At 69.6% G+C, this 19,688-nt stretch carries 17 protein-coding genes; 10 read left to right on the top strand and 7 right to left on the bottom strand.

What is annotated here, in order from left to right; genetic code table 11:
* The first annotated feature begins 158 nt into the window (after positions 1–158).
* From ACFWFR_RS08285 to ACFWFR_RS08275, 3 genes are read left to right on the top strand one after another with little or no spacing between them, the layout of a single operon-like run.
* Positions 159–557: a hypothetical protein gene (locus ACFWFR_RS08285; RefSeq protein WP_068709938.1), complete on the top strand. Its 399-nt coding sequence runs from the start codon at positions 159–161 to the stop codon at positions 555–557.
* A 56-nt stretch (positions 558–613) separates the two neighbouring features.
* A complete protein-coding gene (locus ACFWFR_RS08280) occupies positions 614–1,681 on the top strand; it encodes a hypothetical protein (protein WP_377622352.1) in 1,068 nt (355 codons plus the stop codon).
* Entirely contained in the window at positions 1,678–2,229 is a 552-nt protein-coding gene (locus ACFWFR_RS08275) for a hypothetical protein (protein WP_377622350.1), read from the top strand. Before ACFWFR_RS08280 ends, ACFWFR_RS08275 begins: the two co-directional genes overlap by 4 nt.
* A gap of 40 nt (positions 2,230–2,269) precedes the next feature.
* On the opposite strand, the gene ACFWFR_RS08270 is transcribed toward ACFWFR_RS08275, so the two are convergent.
* Complete coding sequence (locus ACFWFR_RS08270; RefSeq protein ID WP_377622349.1) at positions 2,270–2,812, bottom strand: hypothetical protein; 543 nt, start codon at positions 2,810–2,812, stop codon at positions 2,270–2,272.
* Positions 2,813–2,997: 185 nt separating this feature from the next.
* Here ACFWFR_RS08270 and ACFWFR_RS08265 point away from each other — a divergent pair, with 185 nt between their 5' ends.
* From ACFWFR_RS08265 to ACFWFR_RS08255, 3 genes are all read left to right on the top strand, one after another.
* The gene (locus ACFWFR_RS08265; protein WP_191804319.1) at positions 2,998–4,086 is read left to right on the top strand and encodes a C2 family cysteine protease; all 1,089 of its coding nucleotides are present in this window, start codon (positions 2,998–3,000) and stop codon (positions 4,084–4,086) included.
* A gap of 9 nt (positions 4,087–4,095) precedes the next feature.
* Entirely contained in the window at positions 4,096–4,368 is a 273-nt protein-coding gene (locus ACFWFR_RS08260; RefSeq protein WP_191804317.1) for a hypothetical protein, read from the top strand.
* Between the two features lie 91 nt (positions 4,369–4,459).
* Complete coding sequence (locus ACFWFR_RS08255; protein ID WP_377622347.1) at positions 4,460–5,299, top strand: VOC family protein; 840 nt, start codon at positions 4,460–4,462, stop codon at positions 5,297–5,299.
* Positions 5,300–5,314: 15 nt separating this feature from the next.
* Here the strand turns inward: ACFWFR_RS08255 and ACFWFR_RS08250 are convergent, their stop codons facing one another.
* The 3 genes from ACFWFR_RS08250 to ACFWFR_RS08240 form a co-directional block, all read right to left on the bottom strand.
* Positions 5,315–6,526, bottom strand: coding sequence for an McrC family protein (locus tag ACFWFR_RS08250; RefSeq protein WP_377622346.1), 1,212 nt, complete (start codon positions 6,524–6,526; stop codon positions 5,315–5,317).
* On the bottom strand, positions 6,516–8,903 hold the full coding sequence (locus tag ACFWFR_RS08245; protein ID WP_377622344.1) for an McrB family protein: 2,388 nt from the start codon (positions 8,901–8,903) through the stop codon (positions 6,516–6,518). The genes ACFWFR_RS08250 and ACFWFR_RS08245 overlap by 11 nt, the downstream gene beginning before the upstream one ends.
* A 189-nt stretch (positions 8,904–9,092) precedes the next feature.
* Entirely contained in the window at positions 9,093–10,703 is a 1,611-nt protein-coding gene (locus ACFWFR_RS08240; protein WP_377622343.1) for a hypothetical protein, read from the bottom strand.
* A gap of 306 nt (positions 10,704–11,009) precedes the next feature.
* On the opposite strand from ACFWFR_RS08240, the gene ACFWFR_RS08235 reads away from it, so the two are divergent.
* Together ACFWFR_RS08235 and ACFWFR_RS08230 are read left to right on the top strand one after the other, a co-directional pair.
* A complete protein-coding gene (locus ACFWFR_RS08235) occupies positions 11,010–11,696 on the top strand; it encodes a hypothetical protein (RefSeq protein WP_377622341.1) in 687 nt (228 codons plus the stop codon).
* Positions 11,693–12,985 (top strand): J domain-containing protein, encoded by a 1,293-nt coding sequence (locus ACFWFR_RS08230; protein WP_377622339.1) that lies wholly within the window; start codon positions 11,693–11,695, stop codon positions 12,983–12,985. The genes ACFWFR_RS08235 and ACFWFR_RS08230 overlap by 4 nt, the downstream gene beginning before the upstream one ends.
* Positions 12,986–13,072: 87 nt before the next feature.
* Here the strand turns inward: ACFWFR_RS08230 and ACFWFR_RS08225 are convergent, their stop codons facing one another.
* The 3 genes from ACFWFR_RS08225 to ACFWFR_RS08215 all read right to left on the bottom strand — a co-directional run bounded on the left by ACFWFR_RS08225 (position 13,073) and on the right by ACFWFR_RS08215 (position 16,425).
* Positions 13,073–14,815: an SIR2 family protein gene (locus tag ACFWFR_RS08225; protein WP_377622337.1), complete on the bottom strand. Its 1,743-nt coding sequence runs from the start codon at positions 14,813–14,815 to the stop codon at positions 13,073–13,075.
* A gap of 102 nt (positions 14,816–14,917) precedes the next feature.
* Positions 14,918–16,048, bottom strand: coding sequence for a hypothetical protein (locus ACFWFR_RS08220; RefSeq protein ID WP_377622336.1), 1,131 nt, complete (start codon positions 16,046–16,048; stop codon positions 14,918–14,920).
* 50 nt (positions 16,049–16,098) lie between these two features.
* Complete coding sequence (locus tag ACFWFR_RS08215) at positions 16,099–16,425, bottom strand: hypothetical protein (RefSeq protein WP_377622334.1); 327 nt, start codon at positions 16,423–16,425, stop codon at positions 16,099–16,101.
* 125 nt (positions 16,426–16,550) lie between these two features.
* Between ACFWFR_RS08215 and ACFWFR_RS08210 the strand changes: the two genes are divergently transcribed.
* Positions 16,551–18,956, top strand: coding sequence for a UvrD-helicase domain-containing protein (locus ACFWFR_RS08210; RefSeq protein ID WP_377622332.1), 2,406 nt, complete (start codon positions 16,551–16,553; stop codon positions 18,954–18,956).
* Positions 18,957–19,006: 50 nt separating this feature from the next.
* Positions 19,007–19,688 (top strand): DNA cytosine methyltransferase (locus ACFWFR_RS08205; protein ID WP_377622331.1); only part of this gene is annotated, 682 nt, incomplete at its 3' end.

Genomic DNA, 19,688 nt, shown 5'->3' with positions numbered 1-19,688 from the left:
GGGGTGTTTTCTGCGCAGCCACCACAATTGTGGTGGCTGCGCAGAAAACACCCCTCTGGGTAGTCGCACCCTGCAGGCGCGGCGTCGTGTTCTCGGCGTGCAGAAACTGCCTGTGTGCATCTATTGCACATGTGCACTTGGTGCACTACGTTCGTGTCATGGCCTCCGACAAGAACGCACCGCACCGCACCGACGGGCTGCCGAGCCTGGCCTCGGCCCGCGCCGCCCTCGAGGCCGCGGCCGGACTCGCTCCCGAGGAGGCCGTCGCGGCTCTCGCCGAGGCGCGCGTCCAGCTCGACGCTGCGCTCGACGAGGCCATGGCTCAGGCCCTGCTCGCCGGCCACTCGCTCCGCTCGGTCGCGGCGGACGCGGGAGTCGCACCCAACACCGTCCCGCCCCGCGTCGCCCGCACCGCGGCGCTCGGCTCCTACCGCGGACCCGACGACCGCGTGACCGCAGAAGGAGTGACCAGGGCGCGCTACGACGTCGAGCAGGGGAAGCACGTGAGTGCCGCTCCCGAGGCGACCACGCCGCTCCGCTTCCGCCGCCGCACCTGATCCGCTCCCTCCTGCGCACCATCAGCCGCACCGCCCCACGACCCGAGGAGTACTCCATGGCCGACGCCACCTCCACCCACCTGTCGATGCTCCTCGACCGGTCGGGCTCCATGCAGTCGATCAAGGCCGCGACGATCGCGGGCTTCGACGAGTTCATGCTCGAGCAGCGCGGCGTTACGGGGCGCTGCACCGTGACGCTCGCGCAGTTCGACAGCGAGTACGAGGAGGTCTACGCCGACCGGGACGTCTCCACCGTCCCGTCGCTCGACCTCCAGCCCCGTGGCACGACGGCTCTGCTCGACTCGATCGCGCGCCTCGTCCACTCGACGAGCGTGCGGATCGCGCAGCTGCCCGAGGACCAGCGGCCTGCGACCGTGATCGTCGGGATCATGACCGACGGCCACGAGAACGCCTCGAAGGAGTACACGCACGCCGCGATCAAGGCGCTCGTGACCGAGCGCGAGACCGTGTTCGGCTGGACGTTCCTCTACATGGGGGCCAACCAGGACGCGATCGAGGTCGGAGAGTCGATCGGCGTCGCCCGCGAGCGGTCGCTGACCTACGAGGGCGTCTCGGCAGGGGCCGCGTACGGGGCCGCGTCGGCGAGCATGGCCCGCCTGCGCACCGGGGTCGCCGACGGCGCCGCGCCGGCCGTGGCCCGCGACACGTTCGCGGGGTTCACGGCCGCCGAGCGCGACCTGGCTGCGGGGAACGGATCGCCCGCCGGGCGTGTGCGCACGGCCCGGCCGGCGCCCGCGGTGGCGCGCCCGGCCGCACCGCCCGCGGTGCCGACCGCACGGCTCACCGAGAGCGAGCTCGTCGCGTGGCTCACGCAGTGGCGCGACACCACGTCGGCCACGAGCATCGGCGACCGCGCGACCTACGGTGGCCGCAAGCTCATCGACGCCCAGGTCGCGGGCCACGACGTGTTCCTCAACGCCGACACGTCGCGCGGCGCGGTCGAGCAGCTCCTCGCGCACGCGGCGCGGGGCCCGCTCGTGTGGTCGGCCATCACGAACCGGAACGGGGTCGTCAACAAGATCACGTTCCAGCCCGACGGCGCCCGGACCCCCGGCTGGTACTGCTACCTCACGGCCCCCCAGGCGGGGGAGGGGCGGCTGTGAGCGGCGTCGTCGACGACGGCCCGGTGGCTCGCGCGACGCTCTACCGGACGGCGAGCGGCGGCAGGCTGCACGTCCGGGGCTGCAGCCACCTGACCTGGACCGCCGCGGACCAGCTCCTCGCGGCGACGCCGACCGACCGTGCCGAGGCGGAGCTCTGCGCGGCCTGCGACGACGAGATCCACGGGCGGGGACGCACGGTGTTCGCCTCCCTCGACGCGGCGTTCGAGGCGCTCAACCTGCACGTCGCCAACCGGGCGCGGATGCGTGAGATCGCAGCGCACGTCGACTTCGACGTGGTGTGGGCGCCGGCGAGCCGGTCGTACGTCGGCGCCGGGTTCGACGACGGCCGACCGGCCGCCGCGTACTTCAACCGGGGGTTCGTCGACGTCTACCGGGGGCCGAACGACTACGAGCGCACGGAGATGCCGAACTTCGGCGGAGGTGGGGGTGGCGCCGGGGCCCGGCGTGCGCCCGAGAGGGAGGCCGCGACGTGCCCGTCGTGCTCGATGCAGCTGCCCGCGGCCGGGACGTGCGACTACTGCGACTGAGCCAAGACCGAAGGGTGCGGGGCCGCTGCCGCCCCGCACCCTAGGACTGCTCGAGCTCCGCGTCGTCGCACGTCTCCGACAGCACCGGCGCGTTCAGGCGGACGACGGACGTCTGCTCGGACGACACGACGAGCTCGGCCCCGGCGTCGTCGGTCGACGACACCTCGACCGCCCCGCCGTCCACGAACACGGTCTGCCCCAGGGCGGCGAACCCGTGCTGCGCGAGGACGGGGTCCAGGGCTGCGCGGACCGCCGCGAAGTCGTCGCCCTCGGCGTACAGGTACTGCGCCGAGCCGGCAGCCGGCAGGACCAGGGTGCACGCCGAGCCCTCCTCGGAGAGGCCGGCCGTCCCGCTCGACTCCCACGGCGTGGCCGGGTCGAGGGACGACAGCGCCGCGAGGACGTCGTCGCGCACCACGGTGTACGTGTCGAGCGCCTCGGCAGGGCTCGCACCCGGCGTGCCCGCGGTCGGAGCCGCGGCGGGAGAGCTGCTGCACCCTGCGACGAGCTGCCCGACGGCGGCCACCACCAGCAGCACCCCGCCGGCACGCAGCCGCTTCCTCGACGATCCGGCGTCTCTCACGCGGTGCCCCCTCGCTGGGTCGGTCGACGCGCAGGGTGCGCGGCGTCGTCGAACCTAGCAGCGACGAGGCGCCCACCGGGTGACGTCGCATGGGGACCGCTGCCCATGGCCTGCCCGCCGCGTGGTCGATAGCGTGAGTCGGCGATGCCCGGGACCAAGGCGGTCCCGCAGCCACGAGGGGGGACATGCGCACCATGTTCGGCGCCGACGTCGAGGCGCTCGCAGGGCTCGGCAGCAGCTTCGTGGAGAGCGCCGAGACGCTCGAGACGGCCCGGCGGCAGGTCGACGGGATCGTCGCCTCCGCGGGCTGGGTGGGGCCCGACGCCGAGGAGTTCCGGCAGGACTGGTCCCGGCGTCTGGCTCCCGCGCTCGCTTCCTGCCTCGGTGCGCTCCGCGACAACGCCGAGGTGCTCCGGCGGAACGCCGAGGACCAGGCCCGCACCAGCGCGGCCGACGGCGGAGCGGGGCCAGGCCTCGACCGGGGCGGTAGGCCGGGGGCCGGGGGTGGTGGCGACCGCTCCGGCGACGGGGGGAAGGACCGGCCGGGAAACCCGGACCTCTCGGGCCACGGCCCGTGGGTCGACGTCCCGCCCACGATCCCGCTCGACGACGCGGCGCTCGACCCGAACATGATCAACCAGCAGGGCCTCGGCGACTGCTGGCTCCTCGCGGGCCTGGGCGCGGTCGCCCGCGACGACCCCCAGTTCATCCGCGACCACATGCGGCTCAACGCCGACGGGACGTGGACCGTGACGATGTACAAGGACGGCGACCCCGTCGAGATCACGGTCGAGCCCGAGGTCGCGCAGGACGGCGTCATGGACCCGAGCGGGAACCCGAGCTGGGCGTCGATCTACGAGAAGGCGGCCGCCGAGTACTGGGGCGGCAGCTACGACGACATCGACGGCGGCTACTCGAGCGACGCGTTCGCGGCCATCACCGGCGCGACCCCCTCTAAGACCGGCGAGGGGAACCTCTCCGACCTCAAGGACCGTCTCGCCGACGGCCCGGTCGCGCTCGGGACCGAGGACGAGCCGTCGTGGTGGCCGTTCGGCGACGAGGTCGACGACTCCCGGGTCGTGCCCAACCACGCGTACATCGTGGACAAGGTCGAGGAGCGGGACGGCGAGCTCAAGGTCCACGTCATCAACCCGTGGGGACCCGGCGCCCACCTGCAGAATGACGGGTCTGACAAGGTCGGCGACATGTGGCTCACCGAGAAGCAGTACAAGGAGAACTTCGACACCGTCTACGCCGTCCCCTCCACCCGATAGGACCCACCTGTGACAACGGTCAGGAATGCACGGCAGGGCTCGCAACCCACCTTCGGGGTGCTGCGGGTCGGGATCATGCGCGTCGGCCTCGTCGACGGCACGCCCCTCGCGCAGCTCGCGCTGCGCACCCCCTCGGACGAGGCCGTCGTCGTGCTCGACGAGGGAGACGCGTTCGAGCTCGACGGCGTCGGGACGCTGCACCTCGACGAGATCCGGGCGAGCGAAGGCACGGTCCGTGGCGAGGTCACGCTGCGGTTCGAGGAGGTCGACGACGCCGACTGACCGGACGGTCCTCCCCGGAGGCCGGTGTCGGCGGCGGCTGGGAAGGTGGAACGCGGGAGGCCTCGCACCCGGCGGGGCCGGGAAGGCAGAGATGAGCTCACCGACGCAGCCCCGCACGTACCCGCACGGGGTGCCGTGCTGGGTGGACACCGAGCAGCCCGACGTCGACGCCGCCACCGCGTTCTACGGCGCCCTGTTCGGGTGGACGTTCACCGACAAGATGCCGCCCGACGCGCCGGGGCGCTACGTCGTCGCCTCGCTCGACGGGCAGGACGTCGCGGCGGTCGCCTCCCCGCCGGACGGCAGTGACGGGACGCCCGAGTGGATCACCTACGTCGCGGTCGACGACGTCGGCGCCACGGCCGGGGCGGTCGCGGCCGACGGTGGCGTGCTGCTCTCCGGGCCCGAGACCGTCGGCCCGCCCGGGCGCATGGCCTCCGTCCAGGACCCGCAGGGTGCGCGGTTCCGGCTGTGGCAGGCGGGCACGCGCCTCGGGGCGCAACGCGTCAACGAGCCGGGCACCTGGAACTTCAGCAACCTCCTCACCCCCGACCCGGACCGGGCCCTCGACTTCTACGGACCGCTGCTCGGCTGGGAGCTCGACCCCGCGCTCGGCGCCGGGATGTTCCGCGTCCCGGGGTACGGCGACCACCTCGCGCACACGATCGACCCCGGGATCTTCGAACGGCAGGAGTTCGCGCCGCCAGGGTTCGCTGATGTGGCTGCTGGGGTGGCGCGCGTCGAAGGACCGGCGCGGTGGGACGTGGCGTTCTCCGTCGCGGACCGCGACGAGAGCGCAGCCGCGGCCGAGCGGGCCGGTGGGGTCGTGCTGTCGACGAGCGAGAACGAGTGGACGCGCGAGGCCGTGGTGCGCGACCCGCAGGGGGCGCAGCTCACGCTGTCGCAGTTCGCGCCGCAGGAGTGGGGGTAGGCGGTTCCTCGCGGGCTAGGCCGGCCGGGCCGCCCGGCTGACCTGCCCGGCGATCGACTCAGCCACGTGATCGACCTGTCGGAGGATCTCCGACGGCGTCGTCCCCAGGTCGAGCGCGTGGGTGTGGATGACGGGTCCGTCGTGGACGACCTGGACGGGCGATGGGGTCTCGCCCACGGAGTGTGCGTAGACCAGGTGGCCCTCGCTCAGGCCGAGGGCCGTGCAGTACGCGAGCAGCTGGTACACGTTGTCGCCGTGCGTCGCCTGTGGACCCGTCGACTGGTACTTCGCGTCCACGACCGCACGAGGGACGTCGGCGTCGTGCCAGACGAGGTCCGGCCTGAGCAGGACCTTCCCTGCCACGTCGAGCGACCATGCCGTTGCCTGGGCGGTGACGGTGCCGCCGCGGGACCGGAGCCGCGGACCCAGGACGCGTTCGAGGAAACCCTCGAACACCGCGGGCATCGACAGCGTCAACGAGAGGGCTGACGTGAATCCGGCGCTCAGGTCGATGCCCGATCCGTCGAGAACCAGCTGCGCCAGGGCGACCGCCGGGCGGTACCGCTCGTTGAGGCGGCTCCAGACGACCCGGCTGCTCGCACCGGGCACGTCCAGCGGCGCGACGTCGGCAAGGGTGAGCTGGATGCGACGCAGCCCGCGCCGCACCTCGGGGTCGTCGATCCCGAGACGGTGCAAGGCCGTCGCGGCGGCCTTGAGGGTTCTGTTCTCGACGACGTCCTCGTCGTGCTCCTGGTAGCGCACGGCGAGCGGAAGGGCGACGCCGGGACGTCGGCGGACCTGCTCGGCGATGTCGATCCTGCCCCGGACGGTCGGGAGGTCGTCCTGCTTCTCCCGGTACCCGCGCAGGACTCCGTCGGCGAGCGTGCGCTGGGTCACGAGCACGAAGAGGCGAGCGAGCGCGGTGTGCAGCTCGTCCTGCATAGCGAGCCCGACGCTCTCGCCCCACCGGTGCTCGCCGGCGCCGGCGAGGTAGAGGACGTTGGCGACGGGGATCCGGGGCCGGACGACGACCGTTCCCTGGTCGGTGCGTACGACGCCGACCACGCCACCGGCCCGCACGTCCCAGCGGGGAAGCGCACCGGGGACCTGCTCACGTGCGGGCGAGACCTGCGCCCGGAAGCGGTACTGGAGGAGTCGGACGGTCGCGAGGTCGCACGCGACCGTCGAGGTCGTCCACTCGGTCAGGCGGACGGACTCAGGCGGCACCGTCGTCATCCGCCTGGTCGGTCTCGAGGTACGCCGCCACCGGTCGGAGCGCATCGAGCGAGAGCCGCGCCAGGACGTCCGGACGCCCGTAGAGGTGCTCACGCAGCGTGGGGAGGACGTCGTACGCCCAGATGCGCTCGACCAGGCGGTCGTCGAGGTCCTCCCGCAGGAAGTGGCTCGGCCCGATCGCCGCGAGCGGGTCGTCGACGAGTGAGTTCGCCCGCACGATCGCGTCGGCCACCCACTGGAGGCGAGGATGGCGGGCAGCGAGGTAGCCGGGCAGGACCTGGGCGACCGGGCCCGTGACCGGGTCGAAGTCGACGAAGGAGAAGCGGCGTCGCAGCGCCGAGTCGAGGAGCGCGATCGAACGGTCCGCGCTGTTCATGGTGCCGATGAGCAGGAGGTTCTTCGGGAGGGAGAACTCCTCGCCCGAGTACATGAGTCGCACCGAGTCCTCGCGGTACTCCAGCAGGAAGTACAGCTCGCCGAACACGCGCGCCACGTTGCCTCGGTTGAGCTCGTCGACGAGCAGGACGTACGTGTGATCCGGGTCGGCCGCGGCGCGCTCGGCGACCGTCCGCAGGGGGCCGCCTCGGAGCGTGAAGCCGCCGTCGGCCGACGGCCGATAGCCCTCGACGAAGTCCTCGTAGGAGTAGGACGGGTGGAGCTGGACGAGGTGCACTCTGTCGGGGTCGCCTGCGATCCATGCCGCGAGCCTGCGCGCCACGAAGGTCTTGCCCGTGCCCGGGTTGCCGGTGAAGATCACCTGGCGTCGGTCCAGGACCAGGTCACGGATCGTCTCGACGAACCCTGCCTCGAGGTAGAGCGACGCAGCGAGCTCGTCGAGCGAGACGTCAGCGCTGAGCTCGGCGCTCGCGGGCTCGAGGGCGGGAACTGCGTGCTGTGCCCCAGCCGGCGGAGTCCCCTTCCCGGTCTTGCGCCACTCCGCGACCGCGTTCCGCTCTTCGTCGGACCAGGACTCCGTGGGCTCCATCGTCAAGGTCGCCCAGAGTAGTCCCTGGGCGTCGAGGCGGTCGCGCAGCTCCACCCCGTGGCGCGCGGCGATCTCCGTCACGAGGTCGAGCAGGCCCAGGAAAGCGTCGAAGACCTCGCTGTCGGGGGCGTGCGCGGCCGGGCGGTAGTAGCCCGTGACCTTGATGAAGTCGGCGACGTACCGAGACCTCCAGACCGGCTCGGCCTCGGCATCGACGGCCATGCGAAGGAAGGACGAGACGCTGAGGCGTGACCCGCGTTGATCGAGGACGTCCGGCGGCAGGGATGCCGCGAACCCGTCCAGGGCGCCGTCCCGGTCGAGGGTCCAGAGCGCTCGGAGGGTCCTCGCCGCGTCGTCGGGTGCGGCCTCGGCCCACGTGACGAGGTCCTCGGCCGCCCGGTAGTTGACGAGGTTGGTGCGGCGGACCAGGCGTTTGAGCCCGACGAGCCACTCCTCTCCTCCGAGCAACGCCGAGCGCACGTCCTGGATCTCGGCGGCGGCCTCGAGCTTGTACTTCCGCTCCTCGGTGTCGAGCTCCACGCGGTCAGCGAACCACCGGAACCAGGCACCAGCACGCTCGAACGCGTCGGTCGGAGCCGACCACTGCCACAGGTAGGGGGCGCGCCACAGGTCCACGAAGGAGTCCGGAGCCCCCGCGTCCTCGGCCAGACGCCGAGACACTCGTGCGACCTGCAGGGCCTCAGGTGCGTCGTCGTCCTCCGCGCCCCAGGTCGAGACGATCGCCCGGCGGGCTGACCGGCTGGTGTTCGGCGGGAAGACGTCGGGTAGGAGGAGGTGCTCGAGCGCGAACTTCTGGATCTGGCCGCCCTCGGAGTCGTCGAGGGTGTCGAGCAGGGCGACCAGCTCGTCGGGGGACTCGAGGACCCGACGCCGGACGTCGAGCGGAAGTCGTTTGAGAGCGACGAACGCCTCGACGAGGAACGCGAAGAGCTTCCACCGGTAGGTGCCGTACGCCGTCCCCGCGCGGACGAGGCCGCTGTCGAGCGTCAGACCGAGGTCGTCGGGCAGGGGCGAGGTTCCGTCCCGGGTCTCGAGGATCTCGCGGACGATCGCGCGCTTCTTCTGCCCCGTCACCGCCTCCGGGCTCGCGATGAGCAGGTGGACGTAGAGGATCTCCGCGGCCAGCTGCACGGCACTCGTCGGCGACGAGGCGAGCTGAGAACGCAGCTTGGCCATGAAGGTGCCCGAGCCCGTGTCGGGGCTCTCGACGAAGTCCCTGATGAGTGCCTCGCCGTCGGCGAGCGTCGATCCCGGGCCGTCCGAGAACAGTGACCGGTCGTCCAGCAGCGCGGCATCGCGCCACCGTGCTGCGGCCTCGTAGATCGGGCGAGCAGTGGGGTAGGGAACCCTGGTGGCGGACATCGATCTCCTCGTCGGCGGGTGGCGCTGCCACCGTAGCGGGAGCCGTGACACGGAGGGGAGGGGCGAGGGGGTGAAGTCCTCGTTCCGAGCCGCGTCGTACATGCCTCGGGTACGTCACTGAGGGTTCCGGTCCGCCGACACACCTGGGCCGTAGGCGACTAGTTCCCTACTGCCCCACTGCGGGCCGTTTCACACGGCAGCGACGCGGGCGTCGTCGACGACCGCCTCGAGCTCCGTGAGTCCGACCTGGTGCTGCAGCAGGGCGTCGCGCTCAGCAGCCGGGATGCTCATCGACTCCGCGAGGAGGGCGGCCAGCGCTCCGACCTGCGGCTCGTCGACGTCGCGGGGGAAGAGCCAACGGATGTTGTCGTCGCGGGTGATGAGGTCGACGCTCGTGCGCGCCCCGTCCTCCGCGCCCTGGACGTAGCGCACGTAACGGACGTCCTCGAGAGGGATGGAGTCACGGATCTCGCCCCGCTTGAGCAGGGCGCTGCTCTTGGCAGCCAGGACACGACGGTCCGTGACGGCGACGACCATGTCTGGGGTCACGCGGTCGAGCGGGAGCGCCTTGCGGCCCAGCGTGGCGAGGGCGTCGTCGGCATCCACCTGGAACGGGGCGGCGACCGCGCGCAGCTCCCCGCCGTCGTCGAGCAACCAGGGCAGGATGCGCAGGACCCGCTCGTCGTCGTACCCGGGCGGGACGCAGAGGACGTGCGGAGGTGTGCTCTCGAGGCCCTCGGGGTGGAGCACCTCGGTGAGCGGTGCCAGCGCGTCAAGGATCTGGGCGCAGGTGAGCTGGGAGCTCCGGGCGCTCCGGCGTGAACGGGTGAGCGGCATGGATGCCCTTCCCGGGAGCTCCGCGATGATGTGCAGCTCGCGGGTGAGCGCATCGACGAGACGCGTTGCCTCGGTCAGCGACTCCTCGAACCCCGCTCGGGCCTCCGCGACGATGAGGTCGAACTGCTTGGCCTCATGGACGTCGTCGGCGCCCGCAGCCCGCGACCAACCGGCGTGGACGGCCTGATAGCCGGTCCACGCCTTGAGCGACGTGAGCAGAGCGAACGCGTCGAAGACGATCGCCTCGGCGTTCGCCTCGAGGAACTCACGGCGAGGTCCGTGCGCGGTGAGCCCATCGAGCTGACGGACGTGCCCCGCGACGTTCCGGCGGTACAGGTCGAGCTGCGTCTCCAGATCAGCTCCCTTGCCCGAGATCTTCTGCCACGCGGAGGCCGGAACCCCGCCGATCTCGCGCACGCGTGCGACCGTGCCTTCGATCTCCTTGGCGAGCCCGGTGAGCGTTGCCCACTGCTCGGTGCGGATCGTCTGGAGCACGTGGGTCGTCAGCGCGATGTTCGTGCGAACGAGTCGGGTGATCTCACCGAGCTGCATCTGGATCGCGATCATCGCGACCGCCGGCCCGACCGCGGCCGCGATCCCGGCCGCGTTCACCGCCACCGGGACGAATCGCGCCTGGGCGACGATCTTTCCACCCTGCATGATCGTGCCGAGGTTCGCACCGTCCTTCGCCACGAGCTGCGCCCCGCTCCGGAGCAGTGCGGCGGAGGGTTCGCCGAGCCTGAAGAGGCCCTGCACGCTCGCCAGGGTGTTCGCCGCGTTCCCAGCGAGTGTCGCGGCGCCGCCTAGCGCTGCGACCGCCGTCGAGATCCGGTCGAGGTCCGCTGTCGGGATCAGCCCGATGTCGATGAGCTCGAGTCCCTGAGGCACATCTCCGGTGACGACGGCGATGCCGGGAATCACCTCGGTCAGGACGAGCGGCGCAATCTCACTACCTGCGGACACGGTGCGAACCTCCTGTGGTGCTGAAGGGCTCCGGCGACCGGACCCGACCGACAACATAGACCCACCCTCAGACCTTTGGTGCAGCTGGCGTGCCTCGAGCTGCCCCGTCCGGGTCGAGGACTCGTGCCGGCTCCTGAAGAGTCGACGGACGGTGGTGCTGAGTACCAGCGACCATTCCGGATCATCTGAGGCGCTAGCCTTCTCCCGCGGGCCGCCCGGGCTTGTCTCATCCGTTGCAGCGTCGTGAGTGGAGCCTATGTGAGTCACCCAGTATCGAGGCGCACGGTCCGCATCGACGAGCTCGACGTGGTGTTCGAGAAGTGGAACGACGGTTCGGTCCTTCAACCGACCGTCTTTCCTGAGGAGATCCTTCAGCGGGCGCGGCGGAGCCTGACACTTCACCAGCTGAGGAAAGGCGAGGGGGTTTGGTTTCCGGACAGCGTGATGAACCGACCTCAGGCTGCAGCGGTGCTCGGCATCGAGGAGAGCGCGACACCGAGCGAGATCGCGATTGCACGCGGCGACCGCTATCGCCTCTACTCGTTCGACGGGTTCGGGGAGGCGTCTTCCCTGGAGCGAGCCGCTGCGTCAGCGACCATGAAGCAGCTTGATGAAGCGGCGCTCGTCCTGCAGGCCGCGCCGACGATCCTTGCCGACCGTTCCCCGTCGGGACCCGTGTCATCGTCCACAGCGGCCCCTGGCAGCGACGACGTGATGTCCGGCAGCCCCGTGCCGCCGTACTCGGCATACCCCTCGGACCCCGAGAGCCTGCTGCTCGCCGGTGCGCGGGCCGCAGCGAAGGCCGAGTTCGGAAGGGCAGTGCTGTGGCTCGCGGGTGGTGCGGCTGTCACTGCCATCACGTACGCCGCGGCGCCGGACGGCGGATCGTACGTCGTCTTCTGGGGAGCGATGCTCTACGGGGCCTGGCGGACCGTGAAGGCGTCGTACTTCCTGTTGAACCCGGGCGCGTTGGTACGAAGGGCCGGACGATGAGTGAGACCGGTGCGGGACCGGACGACGAAGCCCGGACGCATGCGCCCACCCCCGAGCTCACGGTCGAGCAGGCTGCCGCGGTTCTCGGGGTATCCGCGACGGCCAGCCATGCCGAGGTGACGTCCGCCTATCGTGTGCGGGCACGGCTCGTCCACCCCGACCGTCTGTCGGGTGCGCCGGTGTCGGAACAGGTGACTGCGTCGATCGCCATGCAACAGCTCAACGAGGCGCTCGGAGTGATGCGCGCTGACGACTCGGCACGTACGGACGTGCGCCCACCTGTAGCGACGGCGACCTCGTCGGCGGGGTGGTCGTCCGCAGGTCCTCACCCCAGGGCGCAAGAAGGGCCGAGCACTGGGCGGGCGAGGGGAACCGGTGCGTCGGACCGACCGAAACCTGACGCCGCGCCTCGACGCAGGCCGCGGACCGCGCTCGTCGTCGGGCTGTCGATCGCCGGGCTGGTCGTGGTGGCCGCAGTCGTTGCTCTGAGTGTCCTTGCTACGACCTTGGGCCCACCGATCGCATCGACAGCGATGCACGACGGGCTGGACGGAAACCTGGCAGGCACGTGCTGGGAGGAGACCGGCGACTCGGGAGAGCTCGTCGAGACCACATGTGACTCGCCTGCCGCCGATCACGTCGTCACGGTCAGTGTGCTCTCTTCGGACGTTTGCGGGGAGCGTGACTGGATGGGTCCGACTCGAGACGGCGGGCCCTACGGTGAGCGGTATTGGTGCCTGGCACCGCTCGAAGGCGACGTCTCGGCCGCACTCGCCTCGCCCGAGCCTGTACCGGCTGAAGCGAAGGCTCAGCCGCTCGCCGAGGCAGGTGGACCGTCGGGATCGTGGCCGAAGCCGTTCGATGACTCTGACATTCCGCGTACTGTGCTCGAGGTACATGGGGACGTCACGGGACGGGACGCCGAGATGGTGGTCGACGTCCTGGAGCAGCGTGGTCTTGCGATCAACACCGGGGACTACGAAGACGCCTTCGCGTGGTTCTCCGCCGAGTACCTGACGAAGCGAGAGACGACGCTCGAGTCGTTCAAGGCCCCGCTGAGGAACGCCTACTGGCAGGGTTTCGAGATCACGAAGGTCGAAGAGCATCCGAGCGGTGACGTCATCGCCGACATCACGCTGTACCGCCACACAGTGACCGACGGTGTGGACAGCTGCGAGCTGCAGTACAAGACGTACACGTTCGACGTCGACTGGGGTGGAGCGGCAGCGGCTGAGAATCTGGTGGCGGTCGACTGGATCGCCGACTATGCAGATCCGCAGCCCTGCTAAGGGCCCCGAGAAGGAGACCGCTCGCAATCACCTCACACGTCCCTGTAGGCCGTTCCGTCGCGTGACGGGGGCTGCGAAGTCGTGCCACTACCGATCCGTCCCGAACCGCTCCAGCGCCTCCGCGAGCTCGCGCCATCCTGCGCTCCGGTCGCCCCCGACGTCCGCGCGCTGCCGCACTGCGTGCGCGTCCTCGCGAAGCCGCCGCACGAGCGCGGCCTCGTCGGGGCTCGCGGGCAGATAGCGGTCGTCGAGCAGGTGCGGGGCGTCCCGCTCGGCGTGCATCGCCACGGTGTCGAGGAAGACGGTCAGGCCCCGCGCGGCCCGACGCCGACGCGCAGCCTCGGCCTCCTTCTCCCCACGTGAGGTGGTCGCGTGGGCGGGAGCGCCGTCGTCGGGCAGGGGAGGGGACGCGACGACGACGTCGAAGCGGCCGGCCCAGAGCCGGCTGAAGGCCACGTCGTCGGCCAGGTGGACGACCGTCCCGATCTCGCTCCCCGGCCCGCCGGGCGCACCCGCCGCGACGAGCTCCTCACGGAGCCCGGCGACCTCGTAGGCGAAACGGAGCAGGTTGTCGTCGGTCATCGAGGCACCCACGACGAGGAGGTGCTTGGTCATCATGAGCGACTGCACGAGCGAGCCGACGGGCTTCCAGCGGGTGTCGTAGCGGACGAACGAGCTGCGGGAGAGCACGATCGTCGCCGGGCGGTCGACGTCCCCGTGCATCTTGAGGACCCACGGGCGCGCGGCGTCGGTGGGGTCCCAGGGGAGCGTCGAGATCGCGCGGTCGTGCTGGTCGGCAGGAAGGCCCGACGACGCCGCGACCGCCTCCTCGTAGAGGTGGTCGTAGTTCGTGGTCACCGCCTCGGGGACACGCATTCCCGCGAGCAGGCAGTGGGCAAGGCTCGGGCGGAGGTCGTCCCTGGCGAGGATCGACGCGACCTGGCGGCCCAGCTGCTCCTGGCTGTCGCGACGCGCAGCCTCGTCGTGCCGACCCGACCGTTTGGCCAACGTGACCTGCAGGAGCTCGGCCTGCTCGAGCGAACCGAGGCCCTTGAGGTCCTCGGGCGTGATGTCGAGACCCATCGCCTCCACGAGCTTCTCCAGGAGCGCACCCCACGAGGGCAGGCCTGCGGCGATGCTCACGCCGGCGCCGAAGAAGAGGGCGAGGTCGCCGCGGGCGGCGCGGTCGCCGAGGTCGCGAGCCTGGTCGTCGAGCTCCTTGGTCGGGAGGGCGCGACGCCCTGCGGCCCGGCGGCGGTGCTGGAGCGCCGAGTAGTCGGACCGGCTCGACGCGACGAGCGCGACGTCGACCCCGTGCTCGCCGGCGGCTGCCGTGAGGTGGGCGAGGAGGGAGTCGATGACCAGGCCTCGCTCGAGGTCGTGACCGCCGCCCGCTGTGCCGAGGACCGGGATCGCGACCAGGGGCAGATCCCGGCCAGCCGCGTGGGCGGTGGCGTGCAGGCGCTCGGTGCCCGCCCACGCGATCCGCTCGATGGCACGCGCAGCAGCGCGCCCGACCTCGTCGGGCGTCGCGCCGATCGCGTCGAGGAACCAGACCTGACGGTCGGGCCGAGGCTGGCGGCTCGCCGGGAGTGCGGAGCCGCGCTGCCAGCCCTGCGGACGGAGGCCGGCCCAGTCCTCGCGGGCGCCCAGGCCCGCGGCCGGACGCCAGTGATCGCCGATGCTGAAGCGCGAGTCGGTCGAGATGACGACGGCGTCCGCGCCGAGAGCCTCGAGGCGGCCGTTGAGGACGAAGAGATGGCCGGGGGTGCCGCCGACGCGCTGTGGAGGATGGTGCGACGTCAGCTGGCCGGACTGGTGGCTGGGCATGCGGTGATTCTGCCCGCTCGCGACACAGAGGTGCGGTCGAGAGCGGGGGAGGTGCAGGGTGAATTCACCCCCTGGTCGATGCAGGCTAGGCAGGCAGTGCGCTCACTTGGCGGCCTCGGTCATCCCGTAGATCCGCTGTGCCTGCACCAGGAGGGCGCGAGAGCCATCTTGAAGCGGTACGAGCTCAGTGGGGTCGAGCGCGGTCAGGCGCTGTTCGAGCACCTCGAGCACCCGGAGCGTGGAAGCGAGGTGCCGACCGGCGATCGACGCCTGGTCGGAGCTCTTCCGGTCTGCGTCGTCGTTGACAACCTCTCGGGCTGCCGCCAGATCGTGAGTCTGACGAACTGCGTTGAGCCCGAGCGGCGTCTCGACGAGCTCCGCCAGCGCGCCCATCTGCCGGGAGTCCTGGATGAGGGCGGGTCGCCCGTCCTCTGCCCCGTAGATCCAGCCGAAGACCTCGACGAGCTCGGCGGTACGGTCTTCAGGGACCGGTGGTGTTCCTGGCCTCAGCTGTGATGCGAGCGGAGCGTGGAGATGCTTGCGAAGGGCACCGTTGGCCATCGCCACGGTGAGGAGGGAGAACTCTTCCTCGGCTGTCTCGAGGGCTCGAGGCGGGATTCCTGCTGTCGTCCGAGCCTGCTCGAGGATCGCCAGATTTCTGTAGGCGTTCCCGACCTTCACGGACGACGAGCCCATCGTGCGGGCGGCCTCCTTGATCGAGAGTCCGCGATCGTCGACCAGGTACCTGACGTATCGCGCCTGCTCGAAGGGGCGCCATTTCTTGATGCCTGTGAAGTGCCGGAATCCGATCATCGGTGCGGCCTCTTCACGATCGGCGACGATCACGACCGGTATGAGACTGTTCAGGTTGACCTCCGAGGCCTCTGCGAGCACATCCCAGACGTGCGCCTTGGCGAAGGTACGACGAACGGCCGGGTCGGCAAGCCCGAGAAGAGCCGTCAGTCGGCGGTTCCCTTCCAGGACGACGAGGGCCGCGGGTTCACGACCGTCAGGCATGACTACGAGGTGCTCGCCAGTGAAGTAGCCGTTGTCGACGATCGACTCGGCAATCTGGATCGCATCGGCATCGTCGACGAGGAATGCTGCGAGGTCCACTTGAGAGCTACCGTGAAAGCGCTCAGGAAGGCGAGGATTCTGCTCGTCGAGACGGAGTCGCGAGAGGGTGACATGACTGGCGTTTCCCGCGGCCGCGGTCAGGACGTCGGCATTCATCGTGTGCTCCGAGCTCGGTCGACCAACCTCAGGTCGGTGGCGGCGTCAATCTATCCTGGAACGGCTGCCTTGAGCTGTCGGTGTGTCGCCGGCGCGTGCTCCACACCGGTGATCACCTGGACAGCAGACAACACGGCGAGCAGACCGCCCCGTGTGATGGTCGCTCCCGAGGACTCGTATGCAGAGAGCCAGATCCCCCCTGAGAGCTCGACGATCTCCCGAGCCATGCCCTGCTTGGTATGTGCTGTGAGCCCGAGCGCAAGGGATTCGTCGATCAGCTCGAACAACCGCCGCGGTTCGGTGGATCCGCTAGACATGTTCGGCGGCTCGACATCCACGAGTCGTGAGATCTCACTGACGATCATCTTCTTCTGCATCTCTTGCGACCCCCTCCTTGGTTCCACTGTCGAGCGGTAACGTACACGTCCCGGCGCTCCACGCCGGCCTGTCCTCTCGATGTTGGTACGGGCCTCTACCCTTCCGGGAGCGCCTCCGTGACCGAGTGAGGCTCTTCGAGGGAGTGCAGATGCCCAAGTCGCCGACGTTCGACGCTGTGCTGTCGGACGAGCAGGCCTACTTTGACGAGGTTTACGAGCTGAGGGAGAGCAAGCGCCAGGCTCGGCTGGGCGGGTTCGGTGCGGCTGCGGACGTGAAGGCTCGCGCTCGGCTGCGAGCCAACGCCGAGAAGGACGACACTCTCGGCAAGCCCTCCGATGCTGCGGCATTCCTGCGGATCGACACCGACCAGGGGGACCACTACTACGTGGGGAACGGGCTGGTCCGCGCCGAGGGTGAGTGCTATGTGTACTCGTGGAAGGCCCCGTCGATCTCCGAGATGCGGGATGCGACGTTCGACGATCCGCGGGGCGTCGTACGACTTCGCCGCTTCTCGTGCGTAGCGACGAACACGATCGAGACCATCGACGACACGGTCCTTGAGGAGCTGGCGTCGCGGGTCGCCGCGCTAGATGATCCGGAGCTCGCGGTGATCGAGGCCGACGCGATGCTGCAGGACGTCTTGGACAGCTCGCGCGAGCCCGAGATGCGGCACATCGTCGAGACCATCCAGGCGGCTCAGAGCGCCCTCATCGGATCAGACCCAGACCGCTCCCTGGTCATTCAAGGTGGGCCCGGGACCGGGAAGACGGCGGTCGCGCTGCATCGTCTCTCCGTGATCCTCTACAGGAACGAGAGCATCGGTCCCGAAGACGTGATGGTCGTGGGTCCGAACATGACCTTTGCGCGATACATCTCAAGGATCATGCCGGAGCTCGGAGACGACAGCGTGCTGGTGACCGATCTGGTCGGGATGCTCGATAGCTCCATGGTTCCGAGCACGAAGGAGACCGCGGATGTCGCTCGCCTCAAGGGAGATCTCCGAATGGTTGACGTCGTCGCTCGTGCTCTGGCCGACCGGGTACGGCCACCTCTGGAGGACTCGCTCTTCACGGTTGCTGGGGCGCCTTGGCGGCTTCCCGTCTCGCCGGACATCATGCGTCAGCTGGTAGGTACGCAGAAGGGGCAGCCGTATGCACTGGGGCGGACCGGATTCCGAGAGGCGCTCAAGAACTTCGTCGCCAACCGTGCGGCGCAACGACTCCGCGACGACGGGATCGCCCGACGCGGAGACGTCGCGATGCGCCTCGACGGCAGCGAGATCGATTCCGTGGTGGGCAAGGTCTGGCCGTCACAGTCACCCCACGCCTTCCTGCGCGGCCTGTTCGGATCGGTACAGCGGCTCTTGACGGCCGCCGGAGGTGAGCTCTTGGCCGACGAGGTCACACTTCTCCAACGCTCGACAGGGAGCCGGGTGGCCGACCAGGTGTGGTCGAAGGAAGATCTTTGCCTCCTCGACGAGGTGGCGGCCCAGATGGGGGAAGCGCCTCGCCGGTATGCGCACATCGTCATCGACGAGGCGCAAGATCTCTCTCCGATGCAGGTTCGGGCGATCAACCGGCGATCTCGTGGCGGGGCGCTCACCTTCGTCGGTGACATCGCTCAGTCGACGGGGCACTGGGCCCGTGACGGCTGGGAAGACCTCCTCGACCAGGTCACGACGTCACTGCCGAAACAGATCGAACAGCTGGCGCTGGGGTACCGGGTCCCGCGATCTGTCATGGACCTGGCCGCGTGCCTGCTGCCGGAGGCTGCGCCGGGACTCACCGCGCCGAGGGTGGTGAGGGACGTCGAACCCGGTCCGGTGTTCACCGAGGTGGCCGAAGAGGATGGCCTTCCGACAAGGGTGGTCGAGGTGGTGTCTGAGCACAGTCGCTTGGGACGCTTCGTAGGAGTCATCTGTCCCGACGGCGCCCGGGCCGACATGGAAGAGACCTTCAGGGCGCACGGCATCAGCTGGCAGGACGCCGACAAGGGCGGTCTGGGGGCGGCGATCAACCTGGTCAGTCCCGTGGCGTCGAAAGGGCTCGAGTTTGACGCTGTCGTCGTGGTGGATCCGCAGCAGATCATCGAGGCCGGTCCCGAAGGCCTCCGGATGCTCTATGTCGCCCTCACGCGCACGACGAAGTTCCTGGATCTGGTCTACCCGGCGGGCCGACTCCCTCGTCAGCTGGGCGGTGAGGCGGTCGCCCCGTCTGCGCCGGAGAGTGCTACGCGGACGTCGAGCGAGGGAAGTCCGCGTCGGTCCTCATCAAGGGAACAGGAGACTCGTGAGGATGGCAGAGCCCTGACCCAGTCTGGTGGGCGGAGCGTCACATCGATGTCTCGGTGGTCGTCCAGCCCAGAGAAAGCACATGACCTGACCGCGCGCCAGCTGCTTGCCGTCGAACGAGAGGCGCGTGAAGTCCTCGAGAGGCTGGAGGAGACAGTGGCCCCGTCACTCGTCAGAGCGATCTTGGGGAGGGCGATCGAGATGCTCGACATGGACGCGCCCAACCGGGTTCCGAGCTAAGCTGTCCCGTCAGGGGCGCTTGATGCAGATCCAGCCATAGTAGGAGAACGATGAGTTCAGGGCACACCTTCACCTTTGTCGACCTCTTCGCGGGGGTGGGTGGATTTCACGCAGCATTCGACAGGCTCGGGGGGAAGTGCGTCTATGCTGCGGAGATCGACGACGACGCTCGGGCGGTCTACTCGAAGGCGTGGATCGAACCCGACCTGGCTGAGCATGGGTGGAAGTACCCGTTCGCGAAGGATATCAACGACGATGTTCCCGTCATTGCCGAGGTGGACATGGGAAAGCCGAATAAGGATCTCCCGGAATTCCCGAATCATGACATTCTTGCTGCAGGATTTCCCTGCCAGGCGTTCAGCAAGTCGGGTCATCAGAAGGGGGTGCTCGACGAGACCAGGGGGACGCTCTTCTACAACATCCTTCGTATCGTCCGTGCCAAGGAGCCCAAGATCGTCTTCCTGGAGAACGTTCGAAATCTGGCCGGGCCCAAGCACCGGGATACGACCTTCAAGACGATCGTCGAATCGCTCGAGTCGTTCGGGTACGTGATCTCCCGCGCGCCGACGATTATTTCTCCCCACAGGATCGATCCGGATGAAGGGGGGACACCTCAGGTCCGTGAACGCATCTTCATCATGGCCATCCGCCGAGACATGCTCGGGTACTCGAACGGGGGGGACGTCCAGCCGGTTGAGCCTTTCGCAGGCTTCGACTATCGCGGTTGGAACC

The sequence above is a fragment of the Oerskovia sp. NPDC060287 genome (assembly GCF_042726775.1).
Lineage (GTDB): Bacteria > Actinomycetota > Actinomycetes > Actinomycetales > Cellulomonadaceae > Oerskovia > Oerskovia merdavium.
This window is presented reverse-complemented; position numbering and strand designations above follow the sequence as displayed.